General features: G+C 36.2%; 23 protein-coding genes and 1 CRISPR repeat array. Of the genes, 14 read left to right on the forward strand and 9 right to left on the reverse strand.

What is annotated here, in order from left to right:
• A partial coding sequence (locus H5T45_04705) for an ERF family protein (GenBank protein MBC7129014.1) occupies positions 1–398 on the forward strand: 398 nt, incomplete at its 5' end.
• A gap of 6 nt (positions 399–404) precedes the next feature.
• Positions 405–737 carry a hypothetical protein gene (locus H5T45_04710; protein MBC7129015.1) on the forward strand — a complete coding sequence of 111 codons (333 nt, stop codon included), beginning with the start codon at positions 405–407 and terminating at the stop codon, positions 735–737.
• A 246-nt stretch (positions 738–983) separates the two neighbouring features.
• Here the strand turns inward: H5T45_04710 and H5T45_04715 are convergent, their stop codons facing one another.
• From H5T45_04715 to H5T45_04730, 4 genes are all read right to left on the reverse strand, one after another.
• The gene (locus tag H5T45_04715; protein ID MBC7129016.1) at positions 984–1,853 is read right to left on the reverse strand and encodes a hypothetical protein; all 870 of its coding nucleotides are present in this window, start codon (positions 1,851–1,853) and stop codon (positions 984–986) included.
• Between the two features lie 48 nt (positions 1,854–1,901).
• Positions 1,902–2,459 (reverse strand): hypothetical protein, encoded by a 558-nt coding sequence (locus H5T45_04720; GenBank protein MBC7129017.1) that lies wholly within the window; start codon positions 2,457–2,459, stop codon positions 1,902–1,904.
• Positions 2,460–2,787: 328 nt separating this feature from the next.
• Positions 2,788–3,087, reverse strand: coding sequence for a DUF4326 domain-containing protein (locus tag H5T45_04725; protein MBC7129018.1), 300 nt, complete (start codon positions 3,085–3,087; stop codon positions 2,788–2,790).
• A gap of 174 nt (positions 3,088–3,261) precedes the next feature.
• Positions 3,262–3,429, reverse strand: a complete 168-nt coding sequence (locus H5T45_04730; GenBank protein MBC7129019.1) for a hypothetical protein — start codon at positions 3,427–3,429, stop codon at positions 3,262–3,264.
• A 478-nt stretch (positions 3,430–3,907) separates the two neighbouring features.
• Between H5T45_04730 and H5T45_04735 the strand changes: the two genes are divergently transcribed.
• Positions 3,908–4,108, forward strand: coding sequence for a hypothetical protein (locus tag H5T45_04735; protein MBC7129020.1), 201 nt, complete (start codon positions 3,908–3,910; stop codon positions 4,106–4,108).
• Positions 4,109–4,143: 35 nt separating this feature from the next.
• A complete protein-coding gene (locus H5T45_04740; GenBank protein ID MBC7129021.1) occupies positions 4,144–4,344 on the forward strand; it encodes a hypothetical protein in 201 nt (66 codons plus the stop codon).
• A gap of 18 nt (positions 4,345–4,362) precedes the next feature.
• On the opposite strand, the gene H5T45_04745 is transcribed toward H5T45_04740, so the two are convergent.
• Positions 4,363–4,725: a hypothetical protein gene (locus H5T45_04745; protein MBC7129022.1), complete on the reverse strand. Its 363-nt coding sequence runs from the start codon at positions 4,723–4,725 to the stop codon at positions 4,363–4,365.
• A gap of 113 nt (positions 4,726–4,838) precedes the next feature.
• Entirely contained in the window at positions 4,839–5,393 is a 555-nt protein-coding gene (locus H5T45_04750) for a hypothetical protein (protein MBC7129023.1), read from the reverse strand.
• Positions 5,394–5,717: 324 nt separating this feature from the next.
• Positions 5,718–7,157: a CRISPR direct-repeat array (repeat unit 30 nt; unit sequence ATTTCAATCCCATTTTGGTCTGATTTTAAT).
• A 964-nt stretch (positions 7,158–8,121) separates the two neighbouring features.
• Here H5T45_04750 and H5T45_04755 point away from each other — a divergent pair.
• Together H5T45_04755 and H5T45_04760 are read left to right on the forward strand one after the other, a co-directional pair.
• Positions 8,122–8,697 (forward strand): hypothetical protein, encoded by a 576-nt coding sequence (locus tag H5T45_04755; protein ID MBC7129024.1) that lies wholly within the window; start codon positions 8,122–8,124, stop codon positions 8,695–8,697.
• A 170-nt stretch (positions 8,698–8,867) separates the two neighbouring features.
• Positions 8,868–9,578 (forward strand): metal-dependent hydrolase, encoded by a 711-nt coding sequence (locus H5T45_04760; protein MBC7129025.1) that lies wholly within the window; start codon positions 8,868–8,870, stop codon positions 9,576–9,578.
• A 379-nt stretch (positions 9,579–9,957) separates the two neighbouring features.
• Here H5T45_04760 and H5T45_04765 read toward each other — a convergent pair whose 3' ends face one another.
• On the reverse strand, positions 9,958–10,773 hold the full coding sequence (locus tag H5T45_04765; GenBank protein ID MBC7129026.1) for a hypothetical protein: 816 nt from the start codon (positions 10,771–10,773) through the stop codon (positions 9,958–9,960).
• A gap of 307 nt (positions 10,774–11,080) precedes the next feature.
• On the opposite strand from H5T45_04765, the gene H5T45_04770 reads away from it, so the two are divergent.
• Both H5T45_04770 and H5T45_04775 read left to right on the forward strand, forming a co-directional pair.
• On the forward strand, positions 11,081–12,271 hold the full coding sequence (locus tag H5T45_04770) for a DUF11 domain-containing protein (protein MBC7129027.1): 1,191 nt from the start codon (positions 11,081–11,083) through the stop codon (positions 12,269–12,271).
• Between the two features lie 102 nt (positions 12,272–12,373).
• The gene (locus H5T45_04775; protein ID MBC7129028.1) at positions 12,374–12,772 is read left to right on the forward strand and encodes a hypothetical protein; all 399 of its coding nucleotides are present in this window, start codon (positions 12,374–12,376) and stop codon (positions 12,770–12,772) included.
• A gap of 34 nt (positions 12,773–12,806) precedes the next feature.
• Here H5T45_04775 and H5T45_04780 read toward each other — a convergent pair whose 3' ends face one another.
• A complete protein-coding gene (locus H5T45_04780; protein ID MBC7129029.1) occupies positions 12,807–13,703 on the reverse strand; it encodes an NERD domain-containing protein in 897 nt (298 codons plus the stop codon).
• Positions 13,704–13,920: 217 nt separating this feature from the next.
• Between H5T45_04780 and H5T45_04785 the strand changes: the two genes are divergently transcribed.
• The 3 genes from H5T45_04785 to H5T45_04795 all read left to right on the forward strand — a co-directional run bounded on the left by H5T45_04785 (position 13,921) and on the right by H5T45_04795 (position 17,111).
• On the forward strand, positions 13,921–14,346 hold the full coding sequence (locus H5T45_04785; protein MBC7129030.1) for a hypothetical protein: 426 nt from the start codon (positions 13,921–13,923) through the stop codon (positions 14,344–14,346).
• 492 nt (positions 14,347–14,838) lie between these two features.
• On the forward strand, positions 14,839–15,021 hold the full coding sequence (locus H5T45_04790; protein ID MBC7129031.1) for a CopG family transcriptional regulator: 183 nt from the start codon (positions 14,839–14,841) through the stop codon (positions 15,019–15,021).
• 23 nt (positions 15,022–15,044) lie between these two features.
• Positions 15,045–17,111: an N-6 DNA methylase gene (locus tag H5T45_04795; GenBank protein MBC7129032.1), complete on the forward strand. Its 2,067-nt coding sequence runs from the start codon at positions 15,045–15,047 to the stop codon at positions 17,109–17,111.
• On the opposite strand, the gene H5T45_04800 is transcribed toward H5T45_04795, so the two are convergent.
• Positions 17,101–17,883 (reverse strand): hypothetical protein, encoded by a 783-nt coding sequence (locus tag H5T45_04800; protein MBC7129033.1) that lies wholly within the window; start codon positions 17,881–17,883, stop codon positions 17,101–17,103. The genes H5T45_04795 and H5T45_04800 overlap by 11 nt on opposite strands.
• A gap of 347 nt (positions 17,884–18,230) precedes the next feature.
• Here H5T45_04800 and H5T45_04805 point away from each other — a divergent pair, with 347 nt between their 5' ends.
• From H5T45_04805 to H5T45_04815, 3 genes are all read left to right on the forward strand, one after another.
• A complete protein-coding gene (locus H5T45_04805) occupies positions 18,231–18,620 on the forward strand; it encodes a hypothetical protein (protein MBC7129034.1) in 390 nt (129 codons plus the stop codon).
• A 602-nt stretch (positions 18,621–19,222) separates the two neighbouring features.
• Positions 19,223–20,359, forward strand: coding sequence for a Flp pilus assembly complex ATPase component TadA (gene tadA, locus H5T45_04810; GenBank protein MBC7129035.1), 1,137 nt, complete (start codon positions 19,223–19,225; stop codon positions 20,357–20,359).
• Positions 20,360–20,699: 340 nt separating this feature from the next.
• Positions 20,700–20,895, forward strand: a 196-nt coding sequence (locus H5T45_04815) for an ERF family protein (GenBank protein MBC7129036.1), incomplete at its 3' end; no start/stop codon positions are given.

Genomic DNA, 20,895 nt, shown 5'->3' on the forward strand with positions numbered 1-20,895 from the left:
AAGTGCAGAATGAGATAAAAAACCCAAAGAGTAGTGAAATAAACCCTTATTATCGCAGTAAATATGCTCCATTACCTGATATTTTGAACTTGGTGAGGCCGCTTCTTAATAAACATGGTCTTGTCATCTACCAAGATGTAGGTTCAACAAGAGACGGGGCAATTTGTGTGAGAACCCACCTCATTCATGAAAGTGGGGAATCATTAACCACAAGTCCATTATACATGAAACCGGAAGCTAAAGGAAACAAAGGTTCTACACCCCAAGCCATGGGATCCGCAATAACCTACGCAAGGAGATACCAAATTTTAGCGCTCCTTGGAATCGCAAGCGAAGACGACGATGCCAACCTCGCATCACGGCCACGACCAACAACAACTCCAAGGCCTACCAGGTGACCAAGGATGGTTATCAAAACTTTCAGGGATATTGTGGACAGGCAGAAAAGCGTGGAAAAGTTAGAGGAGATGAAGAAGTACATTGAAAAGAGGATCCAGGAATTGCAGGAGCAAATAGAAAAGGAAAAGGAGCAATTTCCAGGGTCTGTGAAAGGCCGGGAAGTGCTAAAGATTAGGCCGGCGGGGAAAGTCACTTACCAGCTGGAAAAGGTGAGTTGTGGAAAACCCAACTGTGAAAAATGCCCACACGGCCCATACTGGTACGGATATAAGAGAGTAAACGGCAAACTTGTAAGTTTCTATGTTGGTAAAGAACTCCCCAAAGAGGAAACAAAATAAGGGGTTGGTCGGATTCGTTTTTTCATTTTTGTCTTATGTAACGGTGTAGATGTTAGGTGTTACATAAGAAACCACGAAACCCCCTACCCAGACCCCACCCTGAATGCCCAGTCTCTGTACACAATAAAACATCAAATTATTAAATCCTCTTTTTCCTATTTTTATCTCGGCCCTTGGAAAATGTGTTATGCCAGGTTCCTTTAAGATCCATATTTATGTAGTTCATGAAATTCAAAAGAACCTCAATTATTCTTTTTCTATCTTTGGGGGTATCCTTTTTCCTTTGAGGAATCTCCAAACGATTAACAAGATTATTAATACTATAAGCCATCCAGGTATCACTATAACTTGGTTGGTGGCTTCCAGTGGTTTTTGTGGATTATATCTTCCATATTCTATCTTTGCATTTACACTATATACTCCAAGATCCCATAGCTTAGGCCGCCACGTGACGACATCATTATATTCATCTCCGGGATAAACTCCGCCGGTGGAGTTGACTCTGGTATCAGTGAGCCATCCATTTAATGTTATTGTCCCTGTGAAGTTTTGATAAGTGTTACCAGTATTTTTAAGTGTGTATCTAAATTCTCCAGGTAGTGGGGTTATGATGATGAAGGGGGTTTTGAAGTTTTCGAGTTTGAGAGATTCTTTGATGGGCCCTGGCAATCCTATAACGATAGGGACTATGACTTCTGTACCTTGCATTATAATAAATTGTGTTCCGCCGCCTTTAGATTGTGGTGTTACCTTTGGCGTTGCCTTTATAACCAAAGCACCCACCGCATCCTTGTAATCATAATTTGGGGGCACGTTAACTTCGAAATGGATATCCTTATGTTCTTTTGGTTTTAGGATGAATTGTGTTTCTTTGACTTTTATCCAATTGGCTGCACCCCCATCAAGAAGTAGAAGATGGATCTTGTCCTTTAAGATCCTTTTTTTGTCAATGGTAACATCTATTGTTTCGTTCCCAAAGTTTTCAACTGTAATCTTCCCAGAAAAATGCGTGGTATTTTTTATTTCGAAACGTGTTGGTGAAACAAGCAAATTCACAGCGGAAATAGAAGGCAACAAAAACAATAATATCAAAGTTACAACTGTTGCTTTTTTCATTGTACTTTCACCCCAAAAAAAGATAATAAGAAAGGGGAAATTTAAATTTTATGGTGTTGTTGGTGCTGTTCCACCTTCTTGGACAGCTGCATGGAATATTGTTGTTGTATAAAGTCCTGGTGGTGTTGCAAATGGTACAGTCAGGAAAAGGTCAACAGGCGCCGTAAGGTGTTGGTACTGTGATGGTGGACCCCAACCACTTAACACTTTCACGTAACTTGTTGTAAATGATGCCTTCGCGACATTTTGGCCGTAATCTGCATACTTAAGAAGATCTAATGATATACTATTAGATTCGCTTTGTAAGTCACCTGCAGCTCTTACATAGAGGTCTATGGGCACGTTGGAATATGTGTGGACTTGTTCATGAGTGTCTCCGCCTTCCCATTTTTTCTCAATATTATCTGCGAGTAAATTGCCTAGATCTATTGTGCCATTTTCTTGGCCATTCCATGTAGCTGTGATTGCAATTGTCTCAGTAACATTGGCTTGTAAAGGTTGTGTGGCTGATGATGATACTTCTGCAGTTACTGGTTGTTCATAAGTCATCCCAACAATGCACATCATTATTGCACCTAGTAATAATAATGGTGCAAAAGCCCTCATTTAAATCAACTCCCCCAAAAAATTGCTTTTCCTCACATAATAAAAAAAATTATTGTGAAAATTGTCACAATATTATAAAGTTTTCAATTCCCAAAAACAAAGGGTTATTCTCCTTATGAGCATTTCTATAGCGAAATAAACCCGCCAAAACGAACCAATCCCAAACAAACCATTAACCCCCCACAAGCACACTAAGGCCCGCCTTACCCGCCTGCCCAACCCTATGGATTAGCCGCGCCCTCGCTAGCGCTCGGCCACCCGAAAAAAATAATAGGTATGGGAATATGGGCATCATGAAGTGGGTTTAAAAAATTGTCTAAAAAGCTTATCAAGCAAAAAGGTGAAGGATGTCGCTTTTTATGATTTCAGCATGGCAAGCTTTTGGGTAACACCAGCAATATAAATGTATTTCTTTTATTTTTTCTTTTTCGGATACTTTTTTAATGTTTTTTATTGTCTGCCAATATTTCTTGTTTATAATTTTCCATGCATTGTATTTTTCTATTACGGATTCTCTTTCTTTTTCATTTTTCATAGGAAATGGGTTCCCTAAGACTTTGTTTTTTCTATCTACTCGCAGGTGAAGAACTCCATCTTTTATGAAAAGGATTCCTGAGGTTGGAAATATTGTGTTTCACAGATTTTTAATTTTAATTATCATGTGTAGTTCCCCCTAGAGGGAAAAAAGATATTATAGGGAGGGTATGATATGTTAAGTGTGAGGGGATTTCAGGTTTCACACCATTTTTTAAGTGTAAAAGTTTTCAACCTCTTATTGGAAATCCCCTTACCTCTACATTCTTTATTCAGTTTCTTCTTCGAGTTTTTTCAAGGCGATAGCCCTTTTTAGGGCCTCTTTTTTTCTGATGATCATGTTTTTTATCACGTTTTTTACTGCTGTGGTTTTCACCTTTTCTAAATCTTGTTCGAGTTCTCTTATTTCTTTTTTTAATCTTTCTATTTTATCCATATTCGGCACCTCCCCTTATACCTATAGGGGTATAACGGTATACACTACTATATGCTGTATCGTATATATAAATGTTAGTTTAGGGTTACCCTGGGGGTTTTCGCTTTTTGAATGCGTGACCTTTGCTCCGTTCCGGTCTCGCTGGGATGCGCCTTCGCTTGCGCTTCGGCGAAAAAAACAACAGTAAATGAAAAGGGGGAGTTCATGTGAAACACGGGCAGCTTTCTATGTCTTTCATTTTTTGTTGTAGGGTGGCGGGGGTTGTGAGTTGGGTTTTCGGTGTCTTATGTAACGCATTGTGGATGTATATTAGTTACATAAGATTTTTTTGATGAGTAAGGACTGCGCCTTCTTCCAATTTTGTTATTTGTGATTTGGAATGTGGAAACCGAAAAGTTTATATATAGGGTACTATATACTATATAGTAGTGGGGTAGTGGTATAGTACTACTATCCCATAAAGCGGAGGTGACGCAAAATGAGAATATCCGAAATGAAAAAAATACTAAAACAAAACGCAAAGAAAGACTACCGCCTCATTGCGGCGATAGAAGAACTCGAAAGAATAGAAAAAAGAATAAAAGATCTAAGAAACGTACTCAACGAAAAAGACATAACAAAAAACCCCTACTACGTAATAGGGACTGTGGAAGCAATATCAAGGGGGTTCGACTTATGAACTCCCCCCAAAAAACTTCTTCAAGGAATGAAGAAATGGATGAAATGGAAAAAATAAAAGAAAAACTCGCCAAAAAACTCAAAATCACCCCTGAAGTCCTACAGGCCTCTATCATATTCGCTCAACATGGAAATCTATATGGACAAGCCATAGATGAAGAAAACGATAGAGACATATGGTTCAAAGTAGGGAAAAATGGCGTTGAAATCCTCAAAATCGAATATGCCCCCTACTAAACTTTTTTCATTTGGAAGTTAGTCGTGGTAGCATCCTTCTTCTGGGTCCCAGTGTTCATATTCTGAGAAGTATTGTCCTACATCTGCGTCATAATACCAGGCTACCCAGTCGTGGGTAATTTCGTCATCGTATGTATAGTAGACTGGGCCGTATATGTGGTGGCCTGGTCCTGTTTCTGAAGTTTCGTCTGGTTCTTCTGTTGCTGGTGGTGTGTTATCTGTTTTTGTATTGTTGTTTGGGGTATTTGTGGTGTTGTTTGTGTGGATTATTGGTTTTTGTGTTGTTTTCCATGTTTCGCTGAATAGCATTCCTGACACGAATGATAGGGTTCCGACTAGGATTAGGCATCCCACGATAAGTGCTTTTGTTGTTGTATCCAAAGAGTCCACCCCCCTTATGTATGCGTTTTAAAATTGTGCCCTTTATGTGTTTGGCGCATGAAAGCGAAATGTAGAAACCTTACATTATGAGTACACTTACATACCTCTTGTGTTTAGGATGATTCATGATATTCATAAATTTTTTCCCATTCTCTGGCGATTTTTGCTACATCTGGGTGTTTGGCTAGGAATTTTTCCTCTTCTTGCTTGATTTGGAATGTTTTATTGCTGAGTTCATCCATGGATGTTTGTATTTCTGTTGCAGCTAGGTAGTCTCCTTTTTCAAGTACTTCAAGCTGGTCAATCCAAGCTTCTCTCCAAAGTTTTAGTAGGTGGTGTCTTTCGAGTCTCATGCCAATAAATTCCTTGTATGGTTCTGGGGCGACAGCATATGCTTTTTCTTCGTATTCTATGATCTTATCACATATTTCGTTGAGTTTTTTCACTTCTTTGATTAACGTTTGTGTGTCAGCACCTTCATAGCTCATATTGTTTATTTTACTGAGTAATTTATCGTATTCTCCGCATAATTTGTATGCTTCTTTCATGTTTTTGTCCATTACAGTGTAAGCATATACATTATAGGCCACATACATCACTATGATGATTGCAATGATAACTGCGATAAGGGCTATTTTTTTCTTATTTTCCATGAACAGCTTTTTCACATCCAATAAAACACCCCTCATAATTTTTTAGAAATTAAGGCATGAATGACCTTATCACAATTCACATAAAAACTAGCATTTTCTGAATTTTTGAACTTGCAATTAGGGCGGGTTTTTACAATCATAAAGAGCCCCCCCTCCCCAATCACATTTTTTATTTTCAATAACTTCAAAATATATCTTTTTTTGTCGTGCCACTCTTATATTTGTATTTTGCCATGGAAATTGCGTTACATAAAATTTTTGAGTTTTTTTGCTTTCGGCTACTTTATAACAGATGCTTAACTTCGTTATTCTTTACTATAACGAACAAAACCCTTAAACATTTCAATCCCATTTTGGTCTGATTTTAATATAGGTGATAAAAAATGAAAAAAGAAGTATGGGTTTTAATTTCAATCCCATTTTGGTCTGATTTTAATCCCGGATGGCAGGCGCGGATGCTATAATATTGTTCATTTCAATCCCATTTTGGTCTGATTTTAATTTTGGTTACACCGACGCGGCTAACAAAGCTCAGAAGACATTTCAATCCCATTTTGGTCTGATTTTAATGGAAGGTTGGGGAGGACACGCTCAGACGCTTCCACATTTCAATCCCATTTTGGTCTGATTTTAATTCGACTTCTTTTTCTTAATGACGAAACTGGAGAAATTTTTATTTCAATCCCATTTTGGTCTGATTTTAATATGTTTTTGCGGTGACGCTCGCAGTTGAGGGCGAGAATTTCAATCCCATTTTGGTCTGATTTTAATAAACATTTATATATGATAGTCGCTATAGAGATAATAATTTCAATCCCATTTTGGTCTGATTTTAATTGGCAGGTCTACTTACTATTACAGGCCTGCCGGGATTTCAATCCCATTTTGGTCTGATTTTAATGAAAACCTAACCCTCACAAAGGCAATCAAAGACATGATTTCAATCCCATTTTGGTCTGATTTTAATAATATAATTCTTTGAATATCTGCCTAATAGTTCTACATTTCAATCCCATTTTGGTCTGATTTTAATCTAATTTGAATTCTACGAGTGTGTATTCTTCAAGTTCTCTCACACATTTCAATCCCATTTTGGTCTGATTTTAATTAATCTTCGACGTTGACCAATCCAGTTTTGCAAGATTTCAATCCCATTTTGGTCTGATTTTAATCAAGAGAAGCCAACATGTCATATAAAGTTATGAGCTGATTTCAATCCCATTTTGGTCTGATTTTAATGACGGGGAGGGTTTTGCCGGTGAGTGTGCGTTGTGAGGCCAAATTTCAATCCCATTTTGGTCTGATTTTAATGTTGTCGATTCGCCGCCCTCTCCACTTGCGGATTCGCATTTCAATCCCATTTTGGTCTGATTTTAATATCATCATTAGAAAGACAGTGATGCCTCGTGAGTCCGATTTCAATCCCATTTTGGTCTGATTTTAATCCGATGAGATTAGCCGAGAATATGCCGAGTTTATCCGATTTCAATCCCATTTTGGTCTGATTTTAATGCCCCTCCTCACTTAGAGGCTGCTGACCACCCCCGGATTTCAATCCCATTTTGGTCTGATTTTAATGTCTCCTCCCACGTGTAGGGTTCTTGATGGGTTACAGATTTCAATCCCATTTTGGTCTGATTTTAATACCAAATGCACCAGCCAACAAGATACTTTTACTCAGATTTCAATCCCATTTTGGTCTGATTTTAATACTCTCAGATCATGTTAATGCCCTCATAAGGCAAGTTTATTTCAATCCCATTTTGGTCTGATTTTAATAGGGCGGTTTTTTTCTTGTTTTTGTTTTGTTCTTTTTCTTGTTGTTTTTATTTAATGTTTTGTGTCGGCGATCCCTAATAATGCAATCCATTTATAAAGATAGACGACTTGTTAAAAAAACCTTAAATTTTTGAAAAACGTGTTATAGTCACTGAATTTTAATAAAATACACTGAAAACAAGAACAGTAAAAATTCAAAATCATGAAGACCTCCAAAGGCCAAAAAAAGAAACAATAATACAAAAGTATCAACAAATAATACAAGATTTAGGGGAGATAAACGACACAAAAAGAACACTTAAAAAATGATAAAAAGAAAACTAAATTTATTTTAACAATTTTAAAAACATCTTAAAAAGATTTAACATTTTCACCAACTTTTTCTTTATTCAATAACAAAACAAACCCATTTAAGACTAGTCTTGCCCGCCCACCCGCCCTATGATTAGCCGCGCCCTCGCTTACGCTCGGGCGCGGAATTTTTTAGAAATCTCCTTTATCTTATGTAACACAAATATTGATATACAAAACATGATGTTACATAAGATTTTCTGAAGAGATGCGAGATCCCCTGCCACTTTCCTCTTTTAAGTGTTCATACATAAGCCATGGAAAGGATATGAAGTAAGAAGAAAAACACTAGTGGTGAAAAAATATTATATATATAGGTGAAAACCCTGAAAATACCACCACCCTAAAAATGTGCTAAGAACTTATTTTTTTATTCTACGGCCAATAAGTTGGAAGTGTCTTAAAAGGTTGAAAAATCACCATATTATGCGGTGTATTACTTGTTTTGGTGGTTCTTTTTTTCTTTGGTGTTAAGGGGTGTCAAAGCTATCGTCACCACAATACCACCATTATTTTGTAATACTTGATAATACTTATTTTTGAAATCGTAAGATTTTAATATAAAATAATGAAATAATATTACCTATTTAATTTGGTCGCGGAGGTGAAAGGTTTGGAGAAAAAGATAATTTTGCACCTACAGGATGGTGAAAATGTTGCGATTCAGTACAAGGATGTGGAAGACTATATGGATTTGGAAACTGGCCATGAGAAGATTTTTTTGAAGCATATAAATCCTGCGAAGGAGGTTGCTTCGGAAATACTTTCAAAGTTGACTAAGACGGCAAGGAACACTATATACAAAAAGTATACGACGAACGAGATCGTGAATGAAATTAAAAAGAAAACAAAAAACACTGATACGCTCATAGTATTCAATGATCTTCAGCAGATGTCCAAGAGCACGATGCGAATCTTCTTAGACATAATAGAGAACGTACAATTATTTTGTAGCATAAGGGGAAGGACAGAAAAATACCACGCCAGATTGTTAAAGGATATGATAATAATCGGTGAGGATGAATTTATAGATATAACTGTCCCATTAATTATATTTGCGGGGACGGTTGCATTCCTTTTGTATTTGAGAGTGGCAATGGATTTATCGGGTCTAATGGCTTACATCATACTTGCGTCTGTATGGTTTGGGACGATAATAGCCAGAACATTGCTCTGGATCAAAAAATAATGTGAACCGCATGAACGACATAACCCATCTCCTTCTATTACATGTCACAATTATGATAGTCCTGGGGGCAGTATGGTACGCCTTCTGGTTTTATGTGGCAACAAATTGATGTTTGAGATGTTACCTCCGCGCCCTCGCTTGCGCTCGGGCGCGGGAAAGGATGAGATAAAATGAAATGGTACACACACGCCATTTTCGCAATATTTATAGGAGCAATAATAGGCTACCTATTCAGAACAGAACTGACAATACAATTCTTCATCATCACAATCATTGCAAGCCTTCTCATTGACTTCTCAGAAAAAGCAATCTTCAATGAACATCGAAGACAACTACACAACCTATTCACCATAATACCATGTATCCTGATTTACCTGTTCTTTGACATGACAATCGGCGCGGCCCTAACAGCAGGAATATTATCCCACATACTTTTAGATTGCATAACACCAACAGGATGTCGGTTTTTATGGCCATTACAAGAAAAACGCTACGGCGTACAATGGAAATACACTGGCAATAAAGCAAGGGAAAAAAGAATACTCTCAACAACCATAATCCTCGCATTACTTACTGTACTAGTACTTTTGCCCCATGGCCCATTCACATCAGCGATAACATCCTGGACAAACAGTACAGGGCACAATTCAACAAACTCGACATACCCTAATTTTCACATAAGCATCAACAACCCCTCAAATGACATGTGGATCCACCCGTTTCCAAATGGTAGCGTATTCATCGACGTATTAGATGACAATCGAGGCCAAGTAAACTACTATCCAGTTTATTACCCTGTTTACCCTAAGTCCACTTACCAAGGTAAGCCGGTTAATGCAAATTCAACACCTCAAGAAAAAGAAGAGGAAGTGGGGGAATAAGGATGGTGAAAAGAAAACCCGAAATAACCAAAATCCATGAAATGCTCAAAAAGATCGAACGAATATACACTAACAGAAAAATGTACACGCAAAAAGTATACATAGACGCGCGGACAGCATGCAAACTCGAAATCCTAAGCTATTTAGAGACCAGATCAAAAAGTGAGATACTAAGGAAAGCCATCCGCAAATACATAAGAAATTACGAGTCTAAAAATGGTAGTTTGCTAAACAGGATACGACGCCAATAAAATCGTATTTTGTTCATTTTTTCCTAACCTTGTTTTTTGGCCTGAAATTTATGATATTATTCTCATCTTTTATCCATGGCAAAAAAAAGGAGAAAAAAGGGAAAAGAAAGGAGAGGATGGGGGGCGTTTTATCCTAATGCAGATATGATTTCTCCGGTGTAGGGGTCTACTGTTGCGCCGCCTATTGCTCCGTATTCTGGGTGTTTGGCGTCATAAGCTGTGACATGATAGTAGCCGTCCTCGCCGAGGTAAACATCTAAAATCGTGTCAGCGGATGCATATGGTTTCATGATTTCAAGGATATCTTCTGGGGTTAGCATGTGGGATCCACTCGTAGATCCGGAACTTGTAGGTTCTGTGGATTCTATTTCTGGGGCTTTTGTTTTGATTTTGAGAGTGTTCAGGATCATCTCTAAGTCTTTGGGGAAGTTTGTGGCTGACAGGTTATAGTTGTTTACTTTTTCTGTGTATTCTATCATGTAGAATGTTGTTTCGTTGATTGGGATGAAAATGTACCATGCTTCTTTGTATCCGCCTTCTTTGGCCGGCCAAGCGCTTTTGTAGTATATTATTGGCCTGGTGCTGATGTTCATTGTCATAAGTTCTGAGACTTGGTTATGGCTTTGGTAATTGTATAGTATTGCTTCTTGGATGTCGTTGAAATTTTCGCTGCTATAGTCGAGCCTTATCATTTGAATTTTTTTATTTTCGCCGAAGATTCCAAGGAAAGGTTCTTTTTTAGCGCTGAAGAATGTTTGACCCCATTTGCAATCTCCTAGTTGATCCGATGGTTTACTTATTTTTACTTTGTAGTCTTTGGGGTATTGGAAGCTTAGGATGTTATCTTGGTAGCTCGCTGTTTGTTCTTGTTTTTTGGCTTGGAGGGTGGTCAAGGCTAAAAAAACTAAAGCCACTAATAAGGTGACTAGGATATATTTTTTCATGGTCCTAATCACCTTCTATTTTTTTTCCTGTTTTAGCTTTTTCTATACTGGGGTAAATAAATTTTCAGATAAGAAGAGAAGTAATGATATATCGGAGCTATTTTTTGCTTGCGCTCAGGTACGGAAAATGTGCATTTGATGCTATGTTCTTTTTATTATCTTTTTATAATAATATTGGATTTAGTATGTTGATATGAGTTTTATTTGATCGTTCTTTTCAGAATCTGAGCCGTTTTAAGGCCTTAAAGTTTATAATACTAATCTTATAAAATATATTATCACAAAAGGGGATTGGAGGTGATACACTTTGAAAAAATATCCAATAGCTATCCTGCTATTAGGCCTCGCCCTGTTTATTATGACAGGTTCGGCTTCGGCGGCGGATGGCTACTTCTATGAAGTATACACAAACCAAACAACTGCCAAAGTGGGCGACCATGTCCAAATAGAAGTCGTAGTGGACACTATCCCATCTGATCAGGGCTATAGCTTGGATAATGTGACGGTACAATCCTACATCACGCCTCGGCTCAAAATAGAAGATGTAACAGTAACCCATGGAACATACGAAAATGGCACATGGTACCTTGGAGATGGATACTACGGAGTAGCAAGCGCAACATTCTACTGCCTCGTAAACGGAACCGGAACACTCACAGGACAATTCTTCCTACGAGCCGACAACGATGAAAACAGAACCAACAACTACGCCAGGATAGACATTGAAGTACCATTCACAGACCTGAAAAGCACAGCAAGAATACCCAGTAGTCTAGCGCCAGGGCAGGTATTCAATTACACTGTCACCATCGTGAATATGGGAGTGGAAAATGCAACCAATACAAAAATGCAAATAAACTTGCCCAGCAATGTAGAATACCAATCCTACACAGCCACCAAAGGAACATTCAACCCACAAACAGGAATCTGGACGATCGGCACACTAACATACGACAACGACGACAACGAAAATGATGACCCGCTCGGTGAAAACGCAACACTAACCCTAACACTAAAAGTCAAACCAGACACCACGACGGGCACATACAACATCACAACCCAAACAACCTGTGACCTAAGCCTACTCAGCATATTCCAAGCCAGTCCTACCACAGCACTCAGAATCACCGACACCAACAAAATACAACTAATCATAACAAACCCCACAGGTGTAAGACAAAGACACGTCATCTACCTAACGATAACAGACGGCTCAACAACAATAAACAGATCATATAACTTCTACCTGGGAGCAGGCGGAACCAGGACAATAAACCTTGGAAACCTACACCGCGGCGCCCAAATCAAAATCACACAATACACATACAATGCTGAGCGCACAGCCAAGACAATACAATACACACAAAAACTAAAAGGCACCGCACACGAAAACAGCAAAACTACAACCGTCCAGAACGTGAAAGGCCGACAACGACAAACAATAAAAAGAATAACCAGGGCCACAATAAACAACCAATTCCAAATAATCTACACATAGAGTGGTTATACCCGCCCGCCCAACCCTATGATTAGTCCGCGCCCTCGCTTGCGCTCGGGCGCGGTTTTTATTTTTTTCTCCAAAAAAGAAAGGAGGCCGTTTATGTCTAGTATTGAAAATTTTCAGAAGGTAAGGAAAATTATGGAAATCAGAAATGAACTTAAAGAATATGACTTTGAAATGAGATTGCTAAAAGATGCTGAACTGCATCTTGCAATAGCAGGCGACGGTGAAGCAATTTACTTATTCATGATACTATTACCATATCAGGAAAAATTCAAAATACTGAAAAGACACATTTGGAAGTTCAAAACACTAGCCTACAAATTCAGAGCAAGACCATACATTGTAACATATAATGTACTGACAGCATTCTACCCATTACATGCACTTGAAGACGCTGAAAAATACTTTGTTTTGGATACAGAGAAATCGAAAGGAATGATGTTTTCGTTTGGGACGATAGTATCAGAGCAGTTACAAGAGAGACTTGCAGTTTAATCTTTTTCTTATTTTAATTATTCTTTTGAAGATATTACATGAATGAAATTTCTGCACTGTATGGGCCGATTAATTCTATGGACTCTTCCTTGAAATTTTTGGTGAGTCTTCCCTTCTTGTTTGTGATGAACTCTGGTATTTCTTGCGGTTGTAAAATTGTATAATATTCTGTTTTTATTTTTAAGGGCCTTTGACCTACGAGAGCGACAATAGCATGAACCCAAGGTCTCTTGGTGCCAATATTTTTTATTAAGAAGTTTCTTAAAGCCAGTGCGTTGGCCTTTGCTTGTTTACCAGGTCTTCTGGTTACTTTTTTCCATTTTGGGTTTAATATGCTGCCCTCTTTCAAGTACCACTCATCTCCTTTTATGAGGTATTCGCCTTCGTAGCTTTTAGTTTCAACTACGAAGATCCCATTTGATCCGATTACTACATGATCAATATTCCCTGTGTCACCAGGTAATTTCACATCATAGAAAATAAAATAACCCTCAGGTAATTTTTCTAATTCATCATTTACTATCTTTTCTCCTTCTAATCCTTTTTTCCAACTGTATCCTTCGCATATACCATATATTAATATTATTATACCTGCAAATACACTGAGAATGGCCAATAAGAAGCCGTTTATTAACCAAATGAAACCTATTATGCCCATACTTACTCCTATGATCTCTATTAGTCTATAATCATAAGCTTTGTTTTCAGTGTAAGCTCTTCGCAATGTTATGAACTTTCTTACCGGTTCTGGCTCCTGTGACCTTGCGTATTCCGAATATTCAAGTAGAGTTTCATAATATCTGAGTTTGCTTCCACAATCACAAATTTCGAATATCTCCTCGTCATCTTCAATTGAATAATAAGTACCACAATTGTCACATATCAGATAGGGCATTAAAATCAAGCCCCCCACAATCCGCATTATTGCCAAAATTACACTTAAAACTTCTTCCTAACAGCATATACAATAGACTATTGTAACCTGCCAATAGACTACAATAGATTCAACAATAATCTACCGTAACATATAATAGATTACAGTAGACCACCAATAGACTACAATAAACACCCAAATAATATCTAATAGACTATCTACAATCTACAATAGACTACAATATTATATTGTAGAATCTACAATAGACTACAATATGAAATATCTAAGTTCAACAATCAAATGTTATGAACGCAAATACAAACGCAAGGGCCGCCAATACACCACCACACAATACACAATCAACCTCAGAAAAGAAGAAGTCGAATCACAAGACTTCAAATGCGACGAAGAAATATGCATAATCCCAAAACAAGAATTCCAAGAACTAATAAAAACCCACCAAAAACATCAAAAAATACTAGAAGAAAACAGACAACTAACAAAACAACTAGGCCAAATACAAGCCAATTATGACAAATTAAAAAATGAATACAGGCACCTAGAAGAAGTGTACAAGAAAAGGGAAAAACAAATCAGCCACTTAGAAAATGAAGTAGAAAGATTACAAAACAGAGGAATATTCGAAATCATCCTAGAAAAATTGACAAAGAGAAAAGCAATAGAAAAACCCAGGGAATAATACGTGGAGCTGGTGGAAAAGTCAAAAACTAAGACTAAACTATAAGATTTGCCATCAGTTAAAATATTTTCTCACCAGTTGCATTGCAATGTGGACATTTCCACTTGTAACCTGTTGAGCCATTCGGGAGATTTATAGTTTCTTTTATGATTGGTGATTGCCCAAATTCGGGGCAGGGGTCATGTGACTGCCATGTCCCAGTTTCTTGGTATTCTTGGTTTTGGGTGTTGTTTGCGGCCAAAAAAACCAGCCAACCAAAAGAAAAAAACCGCTATAGGAATAATACATATTAAAGCATCTTTCACTTTACTCAATCATATCAGCTCCTTATAATCTTTATTGAAACATTAAATTTTTTATATTTCGATTATATGAAATCCAGCTCCACATCCAAAAATAGTATCAACTACTGCTTATTATGTTGTTTTATGATGTTCCTATTAGAAAACTTTATATATTGAATGTTTCATATGTGTAAATGGTGTGTCTAATATGAGTAATCATAAAAAAAGGGTGCAGGTTACTTTTAATCAGAGCCAATGGAACTTGATAGAGAAATTAAGAGGCGAATTCGGAGAAAAAGACGCTGATATTGTTAGAAATATCGTGTTGGCTTGGTTAGCCGAAAAGTCATTCATTTCTTCAGTAGCAAAAAAAGGTAAAATGGACAAATAACATCCAAAAGAAAGGGGAAAATTATGGAAAAGGAATTATTAAAAAAATTGAATATTACTCCCTATAAGAAAGAAACTTTTCAAATTTTGATTTCTGTTCTAAAAGAATTAACTAAATGCCTAAACGAAGATATTGCATCATTAAAATACCAAGAAAACAATGTCACAAGTATATTAGACAAGTTGACCCCAAAAGAAATTCAATTTATAGAGTCTAAATTCCCATATGCTAACTTTTCACTCAAAGAATGTCAAATTAAAGTCCAAAAATTGATTCCTCAGGAAAAGAAAAAGAAACTTGCAACTTATTATACAATTGAAGAAGCTTCAGAATTCATGGCTTTGCTAGTAAAGAATTATTTAAAAGAAAAGAAAAACAAGATAACAATATCAGATCCTTTTATAGGTTCGGGCAGAGCTGTTACTCCTACCCTTCAACTTATAGGCCATGAGAAAGTAAGGAAAGTCTGGGGAGTAGAACCATTACCATTACCTGCACTAATTGCATATACTGCTATTACAAATGCTTTAAATGGAAAAAGCGAAAAGGTTAATATTATCATTGGAGATGCATTCAAAGTTGTTTCAGAAAACTTTTCGGGATTAAACGATTCTAAATTACCAAAAGCTGACATAATACTTACAAATCCTCCTTTTACTAGATGGAAAAACATAGAAAGAGAACGTAGAAAATTTTTACTGAAATTAGTCATGGATTGGGGGTATAAAAAATACATTACTCGTAAAGAAATAAGTCTACAGACGCTTTGCCTTTACTTGTGTGATTTGATATTGAAAGAGGGCGGATTATTAACTTCTGTCCTTCCAGTTTCAACATTTTACACAATTTATGGTAAAGGTTACAAAACATTATTAAAGAATAATTACAAAACTTTGGGGATATTAGAAAGTTCATCAAGAGCTTCTTTCTCTGAAGGTAGTGGATTTAAGGAAGTTATTTTAGCAGCTTTAAAGAAAAGAACTCAAGTTAGCGAGAAGTTTTATACGCTCTTCTCTGAAATTAATAGAAGCAATTATCACGAAATAGCAGATTTTTTATTGAGTAGTGATAAAAATAATCACAGCAAACATTTTTCAAAAGAATTATTTGATATAAATCATTTACCATCATTTTTAGACATTAACTGGTTATCTCTCTTTAGAAAAAGAAATTTAAGAAATTTCTTACTTGAAATTATTTCAGAAGGACTAGAAAATGATACTATAGGATATTGGAAAGATGTTTTAGGATCAAGAAGTATAGTCCGTGGCGTGGAAATGTACGGCCCAGAATTTTTTTTCATTCCAAACAAGTATTGGGATATGATCAACGAAAATTCTAGTTATGTCAAGATATTTAATCCAGAAAATGGAAAAAAAATTACAATTGATAAAAAATTTTTAGTTAGGACTTTCAGAAGGCCAAGTATGTATGATAAAATTATCCAGAGTCCGGTAGATACCTATATGCTTTCTCTGTCTGTGGATAAAGAAAATTTGCCAAAAGATTTACAGTATTATGTAGAATGGGGTATAGATTCAGGTGCTGCCTCTCCTGCCATTAATTCCTATGGTAAGTCATGGTATAAGCACGTATACAAGCAAATGATAACAAAAGAGCCTTTTGGGCATTTAGTTTTACCTGATAAAGTCGATTTAAAGTTCAAAAAAAGAGGGGTTTTTGCTAATTATAGTGATGAAAAAATAGCTGCATCTAAAAATTTCTATATTATTAGAAACATTAAAAAAGAAGATTCTCAAATTTTTTCATTGTGGTTTAACAGTACACTCTTTTATTGTTTATTAATACTTCTCGGAAGAAAGATTTCAAATAGTTGGACTAGATTGTTGAAAAATGATTATTTGGAAATACCTTTACTTAATGTCAACAATTTAGAAAGTGATGATATCAAAAGGCTTTTTAAAATTTTTAATGAGATATCAAATAAAGAATTGGATCCTTTCTGGGATCAACTAGATAAAAAGTTTAGATTAAATTTGGACGTACAAATTTTTCAAGCTTTAAAAGTGAAAAATCCCGTATCAAAGGTTAAAAGAATGTATAAAATACTTAGAGAAATCAGAATTTAATATTACAATTTTTTATGACGTTTAATTTTTCAATTTCTGTGGCAAAGGCTAAAGGTTTAAATTTAAATTGTAGGTTATTTCCCGGATGTTTCCAATTAGTTTTTGGTATTTTTATATGACTTCCATCTCCACCTTTTCTTTGAACACTAATAAATCTTCCAAGTTGTATATTCCCATGTTGAGTGAAAGAAATTTTTTGTCTAATATCCCCAACCAAAAATCTCAAAACATCTTCCATTTTAAAAATAAAAATTTTTTTATTGGACTTATCATTTATCAAAAGTAATTTTAAATGAGACTCTCCTCCTGTAAAAATGTTATGTATAATCGTTTCTAAGTTTTTTGAAAAAAATTCACGTATTATTTTTTTGTCTTTATCGACAATAAATTTACTATTGCTATTTTTAGCTTTTCTTAAAATAGATTCTCTTAAAACATTGTAGATTTTAATAGGCATATTTATTTCTTCTTTCCATCTATCGAGTGATCTTCTGTCTAACTGATGAAAATCCATTTTTGAATATGACTTCATACTTATACCTAATCGCTTGTTACCATCAGTAATTAAAATATCAGATTTAACACCTTTATCTTTAAATGCCTTGATTTCTTGGACAAATTTGAAATTTAGTTTATTCAAACAATTCAAAAAGAGATTTCTAAAATCCTTATCATTATTAATCAAGTATATTAACTCTTTTTCGCTATCAAGGCCTATCCTAGCTTCTTTTTTTCCTTTTTCAAAATTATTGTATTTAATCTTCTGGGACATGAAAAAACCCTTCATATTTTTTATTAAAAAATATGGACATTGTCTCACATAAAAATTTTATGAGTATGTATACACACAGTGATTGGGAATTGTAAAAAGATGTGGATCCACCCACTAAATTTCGATTGCAAAGTATGTACCATCCCTTGTGTTAATATTTATCAGATGAAATTTACACACGGATTTCGATTTGTAACGGGAATGTACCCCACTATGTTAATACTTTCCATGTTATTTCATAAAATCTATTGTTGGGATAGGTAGGTCTTGATTTGAAGAAAGATTTCACCTGTAGATAATAAATATCATTATCAATGTGTGGATTTCGTCTGTAAACATATAGTATTTTGAATCCAGGTACTAACACGTTCTCGGGGGAATACATTTCTTTTGAGTACCCAAAGGACTGGAACGTCACAGTCCATAAACTCAATGCCACTGAAAGTGTTTGTGAACTTGTCGAGATTAAGGACAAGGAAGGGCATATGGTATCAATTGCGGCTTTTTCCAAGAATGTTTCATTAGAGGATGTTAAATATAATGTTTCTCTTAACAGTCTTGGTGTGTCAGATGAAGGAACTATCGGAGATGTGCATTATACTAAGTACTATTCAGATGAACCTCGTTTAGATTTCTATGTTTTTGCGAAAGATGGTAGGGCTTTCTTAGTAACGTGTGACCTTCTATCTAATGGGGTTGCCGAAGACATTATAAAATCGTTAAAAGTAAGGAAATGAACATTCAGAAATTTAAACCGTGACAAAGTTCTCTTGTTTTTGATGATTTCTTTTCCTTTTTTTGTAAGGCCATAGGAAACTACACTAGCCTCAATATCTATATGAAGTTATGGGAACTTCAAAAGGAAGCCTGTGAACATAAATGAAATTTGAGGTTGTGTAAATTATTCAATTAATGTATAGAATTAGCCGAGACTGACACACCAAATTTCGTCTGTAAACAAGAATGTATCGCATGGTCCAGGTTAGCTTGGGAGCGTGAATTTCGATTTGGGGGTGGGTTTCGCAGGTCGGAATATTATATATCTTATGTAACAAAATATATTATATAATATATATAATAGTTACATAAGATATCATCTAAAAACTCTAAATCAAGAAATATCAAATTATATATAATTTGTTGTCATTATAAGACATCTAATGTTTCATTTTTTACTTTACATTTGTTTAAGCTGTTTTTTGTTTTTTCTTTGTATTTTTTACAATCGAAACATTCGAAACTTTTGTCACAAATCGAAAAATTCTGGAGTTGTAGGGTATATTTTCAGTTACAGACGAAATTTGGTGTCTGTGACCTGGGCCCAAAATGTATAATAGAAATGAATGGTAACATAATTTCGATTAAAAAATTGTATGAGGGAATAAATGTGTTTGAAAAAAGACCCCGAATCTTCAAAGATAGAAGAGTCCTCAGCCCATTATTCATCCCTGACACCCTGCAAGACCGAAAAGAAGAAGTTGAGATCCTAAGCCAATACCTTGGATACATCCTTGATGGGGCCACACCACCGAATATTTTGATAACTGGGCCCACAGGTTCGGGTAAAACTGTCACGATAAAATATGTCCTAAATGAACTTAAAAAGTATACTGACGCTCCTATAAAGTATGTGAAGGCTGATGGTACTGCATATCAAATTGCTACTATTATAGCAGATGCTCCAAAACGTGGATTTGGATTCATGGATATCATAGAAAAGATACATGAAAAGGTGAAAGGTAAAGATACTATTATTGTTCTTGATGAGATCGATAAAATGCTTGCAAAGGATAGTGACAGATTGCTCTATCATTTGTCAAGGGAGCCCAACATTTGCACTATTGCAATATCGAACAAGTTGACGGTCATGGATATGATCACAGATCCACGTGTTTTATCATCATTCCAGCCAAGGAAAATCAACTTCCCACCATATAACGCACCACAATTGGTAGAGATACTAGAATATAGGGCAGAAAGAGCTTTCTATGATGGTGTATTAGAGGACGGGGTCATACAGTTGTGTGCAGCTATGGCGGCCCAGCGTAACGGGGACGCAAGGTATGCACTCGAGCTTTTAACTTCTGCGGCTGATATAGCAATAAGAAACAAGCAGAATAAAGTTACAGTAAAGAACGTGAGGGTTGCTCAGGACGAAGTCGAAGTCGAATTCATAAAACAAAGCATAACAGGACTGAGAGAAAACCAAAAAATCCTTTTATATGCAGTTCTAAAAGCAAAAAAAGGAACTTCTACAAGAATATACAAAATCTATGACAAAATTGCGAGACAATATGGGATTAGGAGTCTTACACAACGGAGACTTTCACAACTTCTCAGAGAACTTGAACTCTATGGACTTGTCGAAATAGAACCTGTTAGTCGCGGCCGTGGTAGAGGCGTTAAATGGTTTGTCAGGCCTTCATCGACGATTGATGATGATGTTATGTTGGAGGCTGTTCGCAGGTCTTTATAGTTTCCCCCCTTTTCTTCTCTCCCCTCTCCCCGGGCCCCTCTCCCCTCTCTTCTTTTCCCCCCACTTTTTTCATTTCCCCTTTTTTGTGGGGGGCCGTGCGTGAAAACGAAAAAATTTCCCCTTTATATAGAAGTAGGAACAGATATGACTTTTGGGGTGGGGGGCTATTTTTTTGCGTCACCTCCGCGAAGCGATGCAAAAAACCTCCTCACCCCCGCATTTTTTCAGGGGGAGAGGATTTTTCTTTTAAGGGTGTCTTATGTAACAAAGTATATATATAATATGTTACATAAGATATTATGGAAACCTTGGGCAACTTGCCCTGCGGAGGTGACACAAAATGGAAGAAATGGAAAACAAGAAAAATCTTGTAAGGGCACTTCTCGAAGTGCAGAATGAGATAAAAAACCCAAAGAGTAGTGAAATAAACCCTTATTATCGCAGTAAATATGCTCCATTACCTGATATTTTGAACTTGGTGAGGCCGCTTCTTAATAAACATGGTCTTGTCATCTACCAAGATGTAGGTTCAACAA

The organism is Thermoplasmatales archaeon (assembly GCA_014361245.1).
Taxonomy (GTDB): Archaea; Thermoplasmatota; E2; order UBA202; family JdFR-43; genus JACIWB01.